General features: G+C 58.4%; 10 protein-coding genes. 6 read left to right on the top strand and 4 right to left on the bottom strand.

Going from position 1 to position 13,891, the window contains the following annotated elements:
* Positions 1-681 carry a metal-dependent transcriptional regulator gene (locus UL81_RS06785; protein WP_035104895.1) on the top strand — a complete coding sequence of 227 codons (681 nt, stop codon included), beginning with the start codon at positions 1-3 and terminating at the stop codon, positions 679-681.
* 5 nt (positions 682-686) lie between these two features.
* Positions 687-1,673 carry a UDP-glucose 4-epimerase GalE gene (gene galE, locus UL81_RS06790; protein WP_035104898.1) on the top strand — a complete coding sequence of 329 codons (987 nt, stop codon included), beginning with the start codon at positions 687-689 and terminating at the stop codon, positions 1,671-1,673.
* Here galE and UL81_RS06795 read toward each other — a convergent pair.
* A complete protein-coding gene (locus UL81_RS06795; RefSeq protein WP_035104901.1) occupies positions 1,670-2,899 on the bottom strand; it encodes a DUF4192 domain-containing protein in 1,230 nt (409 codons plus the stop codon). The genes galE and UL81_RS06795 overlap by 4 nt on opposite strands.
* A gap of 247 nt (positions 2,900-3,146) precedes the next feature.
* Between UL81_RS06795 and UL81_RS06800 the strand changes: the two genes are divergently transcribed.
* Positions 3,147-4,112, top strand: coding sequence for a proteasome assembly chaperone family protein (locus tag UL81_RS06800; protein ID WP_035104904.1), 966 nt, complete (start codon positions 3,147-3,149; stop codon positions 4,110-4,112).
* A gap of 55 nt (positions 4,113-4,167) precedes the next feature.
* Complete coding sequence (locus tag UL81_RS06805; protein WP_035104905.1) at positions 4,168-6,696, top strand: DEAD/DEAH box helicase; 2,529 nt, start codon at positions 4,168-4,170, stop codon at positions 6,694-6,696.
* Here UL81_RS06805 and UL81_RS06810 read toward each other — a convergent pair.
* A complete protein-coding gene (locus tag UL81_RS06810; protein ID WP_035104908.1) occupies positions 6,693-7,205 on the bottom strand; it encodes a carboxymuconolactone decarboxylase family protein in 513 nt (170 codons plus the stop codon). The two genes, UL81_RS06805 and UL81_RS06810, sit on opposite strands and share 4 nt — an antisense overlap.
* A gap of 62 nt (positions 7,206-7,267) precedes the next feature.
* Between UL81_RS06810 and UL81_RS06815 the strand changes: the two genes are divergently transcribed.
* Positions 7,268-8,215 (top strand): hydrogen peroxide-inducible genes activator, encoded by a 948-nt coding sequence (locus tag UL81_RS06815; protein ID WP_035104909.1) that lies wholly within the window; start codon positions 7,268-7,270, stop codon positions 8,213-8,215.
* 84 nt (positions 8,216-8,299) lie between these two features.
* On the opposite strand, the gene UL81_RS06820 is transcribed toward UL81_RS06815, so the two are convergent.
* Positions 8,300-9,403 (bottom strand): hypothetical protein, encoded by a 1,104-nt coding sequence (locus tag UL81_RS06820; protein ID WP_035104913.1) that lies wholly within the window; start codon positions 9,401-9,403, stop codon positions 8,300-8,302.
* Positions 9,404-9,525: 122 nt separating this feature from the next.
* On the opposite strand from UL81_RS06820, the gene hrpA reads away from it, so the two are divergent.
* The gene (gene hrpA, locus UL81_RS06825) at positions 9,526-13,431 is read left to right on the top strand and encodes an ATP-dependent RNA helicase HrpA (RefSeq protein ID WP_035104915.1); all 3,906 of its coding nucleotides are present in this window, start codon (positions 9,526-9,528) and stop codon (positions 13,429-13,431) included.
* Here hrpA and nrdR read toward each other — a convergent pair.
* The gene (gene nrdR / locus UL81_RS06830; RefSeq protein ID WP_035104917.1) at positions 13,428-13,886 is read right to left on the bottom strand and encodes a transcriptional regulator NrdR; all 459 of its coding nucleotides are present in this window, start codon (positions 13,884-13,886) and stop codon (positions 13,428-13,430) included. The two genes, hrpA and nrdR, sit on opposite strands and share 4 nt — an antisense overlap.
* Between the last annotated feature and the right edge of the window lie 5 nt (positions 13,887-13,891).

Genomic DNA, 13,891 nt, shown 5'->3' on the forward strand with positions numbered 1-13,891 from the left:
GTGCGAGACCTAGTCGATACCACCGAGATGTATCTGCGGACCATCTACGAGCTGGAGGAGGAAGGAATTACCCCTCTGCGTGCTCGTATTGCCGAGCGGCTGGAGCAGTCCGGTCCGACAGTGTCGCAGACGGTGGCCCGCATGGAGCGCGATGGCTTGCTGCACGTTCGTACCGACCGCAGCCTGGATCTGACTGAGCACGGCCGCAAGCTGGCGACTGCGGTGATGCGCAAGCATCGCCTGGCAGAGCGCCTGCTTACCGATGTCCTAGGCTTGGACATCCATAAGGTCCACGATGAGGCCTGCCGCTGGGAGCACGTGATGAGCGAAGAGGTCGAAAAGCGCATGGTTACTGTGTTGGAAGATCCTTCCCGCTCCCCTTTCGGTAACCCGATTCCGGCTCTCGATGAACTTGGTGTGAAGACCTCCCCACAGGAGTTTGGCACCCGCGCTATTGACTTACAGGACGGCGTGGAAACCCCGGCTACCATCGTGCAGATCAACGAGATTCTGCAGGTCGATGCCGATACCTTCCGCGAACTGCATACCGCCGGCATTCAGGTGGGCGCGGAGGTCACCGTGGTCAACCACAATGGCGCTATTACTTTGAAGACTGATTCGGGCGCGCAGGTGGAGCTGCTCGACGATTTGGCTCACGCAATTCGAATCGAGAAGAAGTAAAGGACATGAAACTCCTAGTTACTGGCGGCGCTGGCTATGTAGGCAGCGTCTGCGCAGCCGTGCTCATCGAAGCCGGTCACGACGTCACCATCATCGATAACTTCAGCACCGGCAACCGCGAGGCCGTGCACCCGCAGGCCACGCTCGTGGAAGGCGATGTCGCCGACAAGGCCGCCGAAGTCTTGGGATCTGATTCCTTCGACGGTGTCATTCACTTTGCGGCGCGCTCGCTGGTGGGCGAATCCGTCGAAAAGCCCGAAGAGTACTGGCAGCACAACGTGGTCACCACCCTGCAGCTACTCAACGCCATGCGCGATAACGGTGTGCAGAACCTGGTGTTCTCCTCTACTGCTGCCACCTATGGCGAGCCGGACCAGGTCCCGATTACGGAGGACATGCCCACCCAGCCGACGAACCCATATGGTGCAACCAAGCTGGCTATCGATTACATGATTTCTAGCTACGCCAAGGCTTATGGTCTGGGCGCGACGTCCCTGCGCTACTTCAACGTTGCTGGCGCTTATGGCTCCATTGGTGAAAACCGTGAGGTCGAAACTCACCTCATCCCCATCGTGTTGCAGGTTGCCTTGGGCCATCGCGACAAGATCATGATGTTTGGCGATGACTGGGACACCATCGATGGCACCCCGGTGCGCGACTACATCCACATCCGTGACCTGGCCGATGCACATGTGCTTGCCCTGGAAAGCAATACATCCGGTCAGCACCGCATCTACAATCTCGGCTCCGGCGATGGCTACTCGGTCAAGCAGGTCATTGAGATGTGCCGTAAGGTCACCGGACACGAGATTCCCGCTGAAGTGGCCCCGCGTCGCGCCGGCGACCCGGCTACCTTGATTGCGTCGTCGGATAAAATCCGCGCGGAGCTGGGCTGGAACCCAACCCGCACGGACTTAGAAACCATCGTCACCGATGCGTGGGAGTTCACCCGCAATATGGGCGACAAGGCGCATTCCGCAAAGCGCGTTTAAGCTGACTTCTTTTCTTCTTCGCCGGCATCCGCTGTGATGTCGGCGAATTCGTGTTCAAAGAAGGATTCCGTGTCCGGATATTCTTCTTCCCAAACGTCGATGCCTTCTTCGATATCGTCATCCTCCCAGTAGTCGGCGTCCTCGTGGTCGTCGAGGACCTGCTTTTGTGCGGTAATGCTGCCGCTTTTGAGGTTGGCGACGGTTTCGTCGATAAGCCCTGCTTTGTAGCTTTCATGCAGCAGCTTAGTTAGGTTGTGCTCCGGAAACTCTTCCAGCGCAGTATTCAACGCCGGGTTGGCGTACTTGGAATTCTCCCCGGCCATGCTCACCCCGGCGAACAGGCAGAGCGCATTGGCACGAATGGTGCCGGTAAAGGTCTGTGCCGCAGCAAGCAGGGCATCTGCGGCAACCTCTGGTTCCTCAAGCAGCTCGCGGATGATGAGGTCACGGCTCCAGGTGGTGGCCAACCAGCTGCCGATAACGGTTAGCACGCTGGAATCGGTACGGATATCGACGCTCTTGCGGGTCTTATCCAAGATGACCGGGACGGTCTCGATGAACTCATAGGGAGTGACACCGCAGCCAATGGAGGGGCCATCGGGAGACTGCATGCGCATATCCGAGGCAATCTCGTAAGCCTCGCGGTCCATTGACTTGATTTCGTCGGCACTGAGGAAGGGGTTCTTTTCAAAGAAGATGCTGAAGTGTTCGTCGCGATCCAGATCGGGCAGGTTTCCTTCCGCGATGCAGCGGCGCATGGTCTCAGAGTCAGTGATGTTTGGGATGGTGCCGCGTGCCCAGTCGCGCATGAGGCCTTCGCCGGTCTGGTTGTGGAAGGGACCGAAGAGCATCGAGTAGGGCGCGCCCACAGAGATTTCTGGGGTGATCCAGGCAGCGGTGATGTCAATCGTTTCGTGTTCGGTGGTCAGTCCCATCAATACGTCGATGAGGTGTTCGGTGTGGTGGTGGCAGTAGCTGCCAATGACGAAGGCGAAGATGGCTTCGCAGTTAGGGGTTTGCAGCGGAGTGGCGATGTGGTCGAGGAGTTCTTCGGTTTCTTCAGCGTTGACGCGGATGAGCGGGCCCAGACAGGTGCCCTTGTCGGTGTTTTCGACGGTGATGAACAGGACGGAGTTGGCGGGATAGAATCCTAGGATTCCAGGGACGTTGGCCAGGATGTGGCCGGGTGTATCGATGGGACTTGGGGTCTGTGTTGTGTGTGTCATGACTTCACTGTCTGCCAGCCTGCCCCGGCGCGCCAAGGGAGAATTTTCAAAAAGGGCCAAATCTGTGGATAACTCCCCGAATTCTCGCCAAAGTGGAAGTTATCCACAGCTGCCGCGGCATGGCGGGTGGCAGGCCGGTGAGATTTCCGGCAGAATTGGTTACTCCCTAAAACCGTGTAGCGCCCAGTCGGGAATATTGAGCGCGGTAACACTGTTGATTGGGGTATATCCAAAGGAGGTTTACAACATGCACGATGATGCACGGCGCATGTATGAGCTGGAATATCCAGTACCTGCAGTTAAAGACGAGTCTCCCGAGGGATCGGGCCCAACGCTGATTGTGGCCATGCATGGCTACGCGGATGCCGGTTTGGCAGTTGAGGCCAGTGCGGATCACCTCAAGGCAGCACTCGAGTCACGCCAGGTTGTCTCCTTTAACAACGATGAGCTCATTGACTATCGCTCGCGCCGTCCTGCGGTCACCCTCGACAACGAGCGGGTGATTGATGTCGAACCAGCCGAGCTGGGCATTAAGGTGTTGCGCGATAACTCGGGCAAGTCCTTCCTGCTGCTCTCTGGTCCCGAGCCGGACCTGCGTTGGGAGGCGTTTAGTGATGCGGTGGTTAACCTCGTCGAGAAGTTCGACGTGTCCAACACCATCTGCCTCTACGCCGCGCCGATGCCGGTGCCGCACACCCGCCCGCTGGTGGTGTCTGCACACGGCAATAACCCGGAGTTAGTCCAGCACATGTTCAAGCTGGATTCGAAGATGATGGTGCCGGGTTCTGCCTCGCTGTCTATTGAGAAAGCTCTGGATGAAAAGGGCCGCAACGTAGCAGGTTATACCGCGCACGTGCCGCACTACTTGGCGTCGTCGCCTTTCCCGCATGCGACCTACCGCCTGCTGGATTCGGTGGTTAATTCCGCACACCTCAACGTGCCCCTCGGCGCGCTGGAAGGCGACATTGAGCGCGTCAATCAGCAGCTCGAGGAGCAGGTCCTGGATTCCGACAGCGTTACCCAGGTAGTCCACCAGCTCGAAGAGCAATACGACGAGTTTATGGAGCGCTACCGTAACGAAAACCCGCAGGCGATCATGCCGGGTGAGGAATCGCTGCCGACGGGTGAGGAACTCAGCGCAGAATTCCAGCAGTTCCTTGCGGACTTGGATGACCCAGATGAGCATCCTGGAGATTTAGGCGACGACCAATAGTCTTCGCCCTCCTACGCCCCCATCACCTAAGGTGGTGGGGGTGAACCTTTCTCAGATGTTGCCAGATCTTGCCGAAGTCCCATCCTCGCTGATCGATGAAGCCGTATGGGATACCTTCACCAACTGGACGGAGCAGCGTGGCATTTCGCTGTATCCGGCACAGGAGGAAGCTTCCTTAGGAATTCTGGCAGGTGACAACGTCATTCTGGCCACCCCGACCGGTTCGGGTAAGTCCATGGTGGCTAATGCCGCGCACTTTATTGCACTCGCCCGAGGCCAGCGCAGCTTCTACACCGCGCCGATTAAGGCACTGGTGAGCGAGAAGTTCTTTGCGCTCTGTGAGATTTTCGGCCCCGAGAACGTCGGCATGATGACTGGCGATGCCACCGTCAACGGCAAGGCCCCCATTATTGCCGCCACCGCGGAGATCGTGGCGAATATTGCGCTACGCGATGGTGCTGATGCTGACATCGACCAGGTGGTCATGGATGAGTTCCACTACTACTCCGAGCCAGAGCGCGGCTGGGCCTGGCAGGTTCCACTGCTAGAGCTTCCCGATGCCCAGTTCTTGCTCATGTCCGCCACCTTAGGCGATACCAAGTGGTTGGAAGACGACCTGACCAAGCGCACCGGCCGGGACACCAACCTGGTAGCTGGTTCTGAGCGCCCCGTCCCGCTGGATTTCTCTTATGTCTTCAGCGCAGTCCACGAGACTCTGGAAGAATTGCTGGAGAACAAAAAGGCACCGGTGTACGTGGTCCACTTCTCCCAGCGCGAAGCCGCCGAGCGCGCACAGGCGCTGACCTCACTGTCTGGGGTTATTACCAAGGAAGAAAAGGAAGCTATCGCCAATGAACTGGGCGATTTCCGCTTTACGACGACCTTCGGCAAGGATCTTTCCCGCCTACTGCGCAAAGGCATTGGTATCCACCACGCGGGCATGCTGCCGAAGTACCGTCGCGTCGTCGAAAGGCTGGCCCAGAAGGGTCTGCTGAAAATCATCTGTGGCACAGACACCCTGGGTGTGGGCATTAACGTGCCGATTCGCACCGTGCTCATGACGGGTCTGGCGAAGTTCGATGGCACCCGCCAGCGCATTCTGAAGTCGCGTGAATTCCACCAGATTGCGGGCCGTGCAGGCCGTGCCGGCTACGACACCGAGGGCACCGTCGTAATTGAGGCCCCGGAGCACGAAATCGAAAATGCCAAGGCCCGCCGCCGCATTGGCGATGACCCGAAGCGACTGAAGAAGCTCAAGAAAAAGTCCGCGCGCACCGGTGAGGTCACCTGGTCCGAAAAGACCTACGCACGGCTTATCGATGCCGAACCCGAGCAGCTGACCTCCCAGTTCCGAGTGTCGAACTCGATGCTGCTTAACGTGCTGGCTCGCCACGGCAATGGCTACGACCACATGAAGCACCTGCTGCGCGATAACCACGACACTCGCGCTAAGCAGAATGCGGATATCCTCACCACGATTGAGCTCTTCCGCGGCTTGCTGACTTCGGGGGTGGTGCAAAAATCCACCAAGGGCTTGGATATCTACGGTCGCCCCTACCACTTGGTGCGCGAGCTTCCGCGCGACTTCGCGCTGAACCAGCCTCTCGGACCATTCGCGCTGGCAGCGCTCACGCTGCTGGATCCGGAGGAAGATACCTACACCCTGGATATCATCACGGTCTTTGAGTCGATTCTCGATGACCCGCGTCAGGTACTCCAGGCGCAGCAGTCGCAGCGCCGCGGTGAGGAAATCGCAGCGCTCAAGGCGGAAGGTGTGGACTACACCGACCGCATGAACATCGTCGAAGACATCACCTGGCCCAAGCCGCTCGAAGAGCTGCTGGAGCAGGCCTACGACACCTTCTGTGAGGGCAATTCTTGGGCCAAGGATTTCGAGCTACGCCCGAAGTCGGTACTGCGCGACATGTTGGAAAACGCGATGACGTTCTCCGATCTCATTGCCACCTATCGCCTGGCACGTTCTGAGGGCGTTGTGCTGCGCTACCTGACCGACGTGTGGCGCACGCTGAAGCAGTCCGTGCCGAGCGAGTACATGACCGATGAGCTGGAAGACATCATCGAGTGGCTGGGCGAGCTCATCCGCCAGGTTGATTCCTCCCTGGTCGACGAGTGGGCAGAGATGACCGGTGAGGACTCGCCTATCGACGAAGAAACCCTCAACCGCGAGCTCGCCTTCGGCGTCGACGACCCCACGGCTCTTACCGCCAACCGTCGTGTTTTCGGCATTATGGTGCGCAACTACATGTTCCGCATCGTCCAGCTGTTCGCACTGGAGAAGGAAGAACAGCTCGAGTTCATGCTCGAGTACCTCGATGACGTTCCGGACTTCGGTGCGGCTCTCGATGAGTACTTCGAAGAATACGACGACATGGACACCGGTCCCGAGGCCCGCGGTCCGGAGTTCTACCGCGTCGAAGACGACTCAGACCGCCAATGGAAGGTCCGCCAGGTCGTCAAGGACCCGGTCGGCGACCACGGCTACCAGTTCAGCGCCATTGTCGACTTGGATGCCTCCGATGAGGCCGGTGAGGTGCGCTTGGCGGAGTTGAATCTGGAGTACTAGCTGCGGGCATCGGAAAGCAGGAGTGCGTGCGTGACCCCGTGACAAGCCGCAGCGATACGCACCGCCTCCCACACTTGTTCTGGGTTAAGGCCTAGCTCCTGCGCGGTCGCAGCATGCGCGCGCAGGCAGTCCTTGCAACCGTTGATGGCCGACGCCGCGACGGCACTCAGCTCCACTGCCGGATCGCGCGGCAGTCTCGCCATACCGGTGCGCAAGCCCGTGCGGACCTCGGTGTCCAACCACTCTTTAGCGCGGAAGGCGATGTTGCTCGTTGCCATGGCTACAGCCGCCTGGCTTGCATGATCGATGGTTTCTGCCGGGACGTGCGCGGCGGCATCGTCAAGTACTGCACGCAAGAAACGCTCATCCCGAATGGCGACTGCCGCGCCGATGAAGGCACTCCAGCGCTGCTGCAAATCCAGCGTCTTAGAGCCCAGCACCTTCTCCAGATTGCGCACCTGGTCACGGGCGGAGGTAGGCAAGGTTTCTAGAAGGTCTATCAGCGACATCCCCAAGTCCAATCTGCCGGTCTTAATAGTCACAGCTTAGCTAAAATGTTAAAGTGATAAGTATGCACAATAAAGAGTACCGCCCTACCCTTGCTCAGCTGCGAACTTTTGTGACGATTGCCGAGAACAAGCACTTTGGTACTGCAGCCCAGAAGCTGGAGATTTCCCAGCCCTCGCTGTCCCAGGCACTCGTGGCACTGGAGCAGGGTCTGGGCATTCAGCTCATTGAGCGCTCGACCCGCAAAGTCATTGTCACCCCGGCGGGCGAAACTCTTCTCCCCTACGCCAAGGCCACCTTGGAGGCCGCCGATACTTTCGTGGCCAATGCCCGCGGTGCCACCGGTACTCTGTCTGGCCCGGTGACCATCGGCATCATCCCGACCGTGGCACCATACATTCTTCCCGACCTGTTGTCCGCGATTGAGGAAGAATACCCGGAGCTCGAACCGCGCATTGTGGAAGAACAAACCCAGTACCTGATGGATAAGTTGCGCAATGGCCAGATTGACCTGGTGGTTGCCGCACTGCCGACCGAGTCCGTCGGTGTGGTGGAGGTTCCGCTGTATACCGAGAAATTCGCCGTGGTCACCCCGAAGGACCACAAGCTGGCAGGCCGCGATGATTTGAGCATCAAGGACCTCGACAAGCTGAATTTGCTCCTGCTTGACGATGGCCACTGCCTCCGCGACCAGATCCTCGACCTGTGCCGCAATGCGTTGGTCAATCCATCGGAAGCCAGCAACGCTGTAACCCGCGCGTCGTCGCTGACCACCATCATCCAGCTCGTCGTCGGCGGCCTGGGTGCCACCCTGATTCCGGAATCGGCTATCTCGACCGAGTGCCACCACCCGGGTCTGGCAGTGTCTCGCTTTAACAAGAACGTCACCGCCGAACGCGAAATCGGCCTGGTCTACCGCGCCTCTGCCGCCCGCGGCGAAGAGTTCCGCAAGTTCAGCGAACTCATCGTGGACTCCTACAACCACGCCATCGAGCGCGCCCGCGAATTCTAACTGGCTCTGCTCACGCAGAGCCAGCAAAGCACAAAGAAATCCTCCGTCCCAGCACATCGCCGGGAACGGAGGATTTATCTGTTTTTAAGCAGCCGGTACTGGACCACCGGTGCACTGGCGGTACAAGTGCGCCTGTCCCAGCATCAAGGCCGGGCCAATCACAATCGCGCCCAAACCCAGGGTGATCAGAATGCCGATGCCACACACAAAGTTGAGCAGCAGGAAGACCAGCAGCTGGCCGTAGTTGTTCTTGCCGATGTTAAAGCCGACCTTGAAGGCGCCAGTAAAGCCCTTGCCATCGATAGCAGCCCAGCTCATGAACATGATCAGCGGCTGAATGAAGAACATGATGAGCATCATCACGAACAGAATGCCGAAGACGGTTCCCACTGCAGCAAAGACGTCTTCTTCTGTGGGCTCAGCACCGCCTGCGCCCATTCCGACGGTAGCGGCGAGAATACCCATCATCGGAACCATCACTACCGCAGCGCCGATAATGCTGATGACGATTTCGACACCGATGGTAGGTAGCCACGGGATGTTCTTGCCCAGGTAGTTCCAGCCTGTACGCGGGTCATCCACCTGAAACAGAGCCAGACGCATGACCAGCAGCGCAAGCACCATGGACACGATCATGGACAAAATGTTCAGCACACTTACCGCCGCGCCGGCCTGACCGTTGTTTTCTTGGATGGCCGCCGGGACACCCATGAGCATGGCAACACCGAAGGAGACAGCGAAGAAAGCCAAAGCACCCAGAATCCACAGCTTAGCGTTGGAAAACGTCGCCTTAAAGCCCCACTTCAGTGCATCAATCGCACTGGGCTTGGTCGGCTGATAGGCCGGTGGCTGCTGGTCGTAGCCGGCGTAACCGCCGTAGCCTGGTGCGCCTTCCTGGTAGCCAGCGGCACCATAACCGCCCTGGCCGTAACCAACTTGGCCATAGCCACCTTGGCCGTAACCGTTGTCGCCAAAGCCGCCCTGGTTCTGCTGGGAGGAGTAGTCACCATAGGACGGCAGGCCACCGCCCTGGTTCTGGCCCTGCCCGTACCCCGGACGATCTTCCGGATGGTTGGTGGGCTGGTACGGATTGTTCTCCGAACCTGAGTTGTTGGAACCCTGGCCGTTGTCGTTAGGGCCTTGGCCGTTGTTGGCGTCCCTATTGGAATCGTCGAAAGGATTCGTCACGATCTTCGCACCTACTTTCCGCCGTGTTTAGTAATCCCTATAAAAGTTATGCGTGAGACAGTTTAACAGTACTTTTCGCATTAACGCTGAGTTGGCAAGGCTAGTAAGCTGTGCGATCAGCCATGAACACAAAACGCACTGCCACACAGGATAAGCCCCAGCTCTATAACGCGCTCGCTAACGTTTCTTTAAGCGCAGAGCGTAGCTTTCGACGCCGCCTGAAAAAGGCCCGCTCGCCGAAGGCATTAGCAGCAATTAGTGCAGATATTGATAAAGCAATTGCGCGGGTAGAAGGCATCGATAAGCGTGTGCCCGACATTGAGTACCCGGATTCTTTGCCGGTTAGCGCCCGCAAGGACGATATTGCTGAAGCAATTCGGGATAATCAGGTCGTTATTATCGCCGGTGAAACTGGTTCCGGTAAGACCACGCAGATCCCAAAGATTTGTTTGGAATTAGGCCGTGGCCGTCGTGGTCTGATTGGTCATACGCAGCCGCGTCGTCTGGCAGCGCGCACCGTGGCAGAGCGCATTGCCGACGAGCTGGGCCAAGACATTGGCGAGTCTGTGGGCTATGCGATTCGTTTCGACGACAAGGTCTCTGAATCCACGGCGGTCAAGCTGATGACCGACGGTATTTTGCTCGCGGAGATGCAGCGCGACCGTTTCCTCAACGCCTATGACACCATCATCATCGATGAGGCTCACGAGCGTTCGCTCAACATTGACTTCCTGCTGGGTTACCTCAAGCGCTTGCTTCCTAAGCGTCCGGACTTAAAGGTGATTATTACCTCGGCGACTATTGACCCGGAAAGCTTTGCCAAGCACTTCAGCGATGCCAAGGGTGAGCCCGCACCGATTATTGAGGTCTCTGGCCGTACCTACCCAGTCGAGGTGCGCTATCGTCCACTGGAATTTGAAGCCGGCGGCAAGCTGGTCAACCAGGACCCGCTGGATGGTCTGTGTGAAGCCATTGAGGAACTCATGGCCGAAGGCTCCGGCGATATTTTGTGTTTCTTTCCCGGCGAGCGCGATATTCGCGATGCCATGGAAGCAATCGAAGGCCGCAAGTGGAAAGGCGTGGAGGTCACTCCCCTGTTTGGTCGCCTCTCCAATGCTGAACAGCACCGGGCTTTCCGTCCGCACTCCGGCCGTCGCATCGTGTTGTCGACCAATATTGCAGAGACCTCTCTGACGGTTCCCGGCATTCACTACGTCATCGATACTGGTACTGCTCGTATCTCGCGTTATTCCACCCGCACCAAGGTCCAGCGCCTGCCGATTGAGCCGATTTCGCAGGCTAGCGCCAACCAGCGCTCGGGTCGTTGCGGTCGTGTCGCCGACGGCATTGCTATCCGCCTGTATTCGGAGCAGGACTTCGAATCCCGCCCGGAATTTACTGACCCGGAAATCCTGCGCACTAACCTCGCGAGCGTCATCTTGCAAATGGTCTCGCTGCGCTTGGGCGATATTTCCGACTTCCCCTTCATCCAGCCACCTGCGCAGAAGGCTGTGCGCGATGGTCTGTTGCTGCTGCATGAACTGGGTGCCTTGGATGGCAGTGAAAAGCACGGCCTGCCGGTACTGACCAAGGTGGGCAAAGACTTAGCCCGCATCCCAGTCGACCCACGCATGGCTCGCATGCTGGTTGAGGCTGCCCGTTCCGGTTGCTTGGACGATGTCATCGTCATCGTGGCTGCTATGACCATTCAGGACGTGCGTGAGCGCCCCCTGGAATTCCAGGCTCAAGCCGACCAGAAGCACGCCCGCTTCAAGGACAAGACGTCGGACTTTTTGTCGATGCTCAAGCTGTGGGACTACGTGCAAGAAACCCGCAATGAGAAAAGCGGTAATGCCTTCCGCAAACTGATGAAGGCTGAGTTCCTGCACTACATGCGTATCCGCGAGTGGTTCGACCTGGTGCGCCAGCTGCGCGATGTTGCCAAGCAACTCGGCTGGACCACCCGCGATAAGGAAGCCACCGAGCGCCGCCCAGACGATATTCACTTAAGCCTGCTCTATGGCTTGCTGTCGAACATCGGTGCCCGCGATGGCAATTCCAAGGAATTTCAGGGTGCGCGCAATACGCGTTTCCTCATCTTCCCCGGATCCTCGCTATCGAAAAAGCCCCCGGAGTTCGTCATGGCTGCCGAACTCGTGGAGACCTCCCGCCTATGGGCACGCGATGTTGCTGCCATCGATCCGACCTGGGTAGAAAAGCTGGGCGCTAACCTGCTCAAGCACAACTACTCCGACCCCATCTGGTCGCGGAAGCGTTCCTCCGCTCTGGTGACGCAACGCTCCACGCTCTACGGCGTGACCGTGGTCGCGGACCGTCAAGTGCCTTATCACCGTGTGGATCCGGTTGCGGCACGCGAGATGTTTATTCGCCACGCACTCATCGAAGGTGACTGGAACACCCACCACCACTTCTTCCACGACAATGCTCAAAAACTAGAAGAAGCCGGCGAGTTTGAGGACAAAGCCCGTCGCCGCGGTCTCGTGGTCGATGAAGACGTTCTCTTCGACTTCTACGACCAGCGCCTGCCGGAGAAAATCACTACCGGACGCCACTTCGATTCCTGGTGGAAGAAAAAGCGCAAGCAACAACCTGACTTGCTCGACTTTGATCCTTCCAACCTGGTGGAAGACACCCAGGACATCACTGAAGAAGCTTTCCCGGACCGCTGGCTGTCTGGTTCCATCGACTACGACCTGCAGTACAAGTTCGAACCTGGCGACCCGCTCGATGGTGTCACCATGCTCGTTCCTGTCCCACTGCTTGCCGGCCTGGATCCCGAAGGCACCGACTGGCTCGTCCCGGGTCTGCGCCAGGAATTAGTCACGGAGATGATTCGCTCGCTGCCAAAGGCCCTGCGCCGCAGCGTAGTTCCGGCACCGGAGTTCGCCGACCGTGCGCTGGAGCGCCTTATTCCTTACCAGGGTTCTTTGGCGCAGCAGCTTGCCGATGTCTTACGTGAGCTTGGTGGTCATGGCATCAACGCCAGCGACTTCCGTCCTTCCGCACTGCCGCCGCATCTGCAGATGAACTTTGCGGCGGTAAACAAGAAGGGCAAGATCATCGACTCCGATCGCGACCTTGCCGCTCTTGTCGAGCGCCAAGCAGGACACATCAAGTCCTCGGTCTCGCGTGTGGGCAGCAAGTCTGAAGCACCTGCGGTCAAGGAATGGACCAAGGAGAACCTCGGCACCATCGACGAGGAAGTCACCACGGTCGTCGACGGTCACGAGGTCACCGCCTATCCGGCGCTCGTGGCGACCGAAGAAGGCGTGGAACTGAAGGTTCACCCGACCAAGGCTGCTGCCGAAGCATCCATGATCACCACCACGCTGACGCTGTTGATGAAGGACATCTCCGTCAACGCACAACAGATGGTCAAAGGCCTTCCACTCCAGCAACGCGTGGCGGTGGACTCCTATCCACACGGTGGTGTGCAGGGCCTGGTCAACGACGCACGCATTGCCGCAATCCGCGACCAAATGATGGAAGCAGGCGGGCCGGTGCGTTCCCCCGAAGAGTTCGAAGCACTCAAGAACAAGGTCAAGCCCGCTGTTCCCGGTGCTGTACGCCAAGCAATCGTGGCCATTGCACCAGGACTGGTGGAGTACTCCAACCTCAAGGCGGAGCTTGCCAAGTGGGAAGGCCCAGCTATCGACGATATGAACGCACAACTGGACTTCCTGCTCCCCCGCAATGCGATTACCGTGCACGGTATGGCTCACCTGCGGCATCTCCCCCGTTACCTGCAGGCAATGAGCATCCGTCTCGATGAGATGGCCACCGACCCGGATCGCGACGCTGACCGCCAGGCAGAAGTCGATGAGGCAAAGGCGTATCTGAAAAATCGCCTGCGTGGCCTTCCATCAGGACGAGAAAAGACCCGTCAGGTCAAGGACATCTACTGGATGACTGAAGAACTACGCGTCTCACTGTTCGCACAGCGACTGGGCACCGCGCACGCAGTGTCCCTACGGCGCGTACAAAAGGCAGTAGATAAGCTGCGCTAAAAGTCTTCGCGATCGCGTCGGCGCATAAGGCGAATCTCAGATTCGAAGTCGTCGGCGCTTTCGAAGGACTTATACACAGAAGCAAAGCGCAGGTAGGCAACCTCATCGAGGTCGCGCAGTGGCTCCAGAATAGCTAGGCCAATGTCATTGGCATTGACCTGCGAGGAGCCATGATGGCGAACAGTTTCTTCGACCTGCTGGGCAAGCTTTTTCAGCGAGTCATCGGAGACATCGCGGCCCTGGCAGGCACGGCGGACACCGCGAATGAGTTTGTCGCGGCTGAAAGGTTCCGCCAGGCCGTTGCGTTTGACGACGAGAAGCACGGCCTTTTCCACCGTGGTGAAGCGTCCCTTGCACGATGCGCATTCACGGCGGCGGCGAATCGAGGTGCCTGCATCGACTACGCGCGAATCAATAACGCGTGATTGTTCATTGTGACAAAAGGGGCAATACACGGCGG

Source organism: Corynebacterium camporealensis, assembly GCF_000980815.1.
GTDB lineage: Bacteria > Actinomycetota > Actinomycetes > Mycobacteriales > Mycobacteriaceae > Corynebacterium > Corynebacterium camporealense.

What these genes read in the sequence shown, in the direction of transcription:
- galE (WP_035104898.1), top strand. Translation starts at nt 687, where the DNA reads ATGAAACTCCTAGTTACTGGCGGCGCTGGCTATGTAGGCAGCGTCTGC.
- UL81_RS06795 (WP_035104901.1), bottom strand. Translation starts at nt 2,899, where the DNA reads ATGACACACACAACACAGACCCCAAGTCCCATCGATACACCCGGCCAC.
- UL81_RS06800 (WP_035104904.1), top strand. Translation starts at nt 3,147, where the DNA reads ATGCACGATGATGCACGGCGCATGTATGAGCTGGAATATCCAGTACCT.
- UL81_RS06805 (WP_035104905.1), top strand. Translation starts at nt 4,168, where the DNA reads ATGTTGCCAGATCTTGCCGAAGTCCCATCCTCGCTGATCGATGAAGCC.
- UL81_RS06810 (WP_035104908.1), bottom strand. Translation starts at nt 7,205, where the DNA reads ATGTCGCTGATAGACCTTCTAGAAACCTTGCCTACCTCCGCCCGTGAC.
- UL81_RS06815 (WP_035104909.1), top strand. Translation starts at nt 7,268, where the DNA reads ATGCACAATAAAGAGTACCGCCCTACCCTTGCTCAGCTGCGAACTTTT.
- hrpA (WP_035104915.1), top strand. Translation starts at nt 9,526, where the DNA reads ATGAACACAAAACGCACTGCCACACAGGATAAGCCCCAGCTCTATAAC.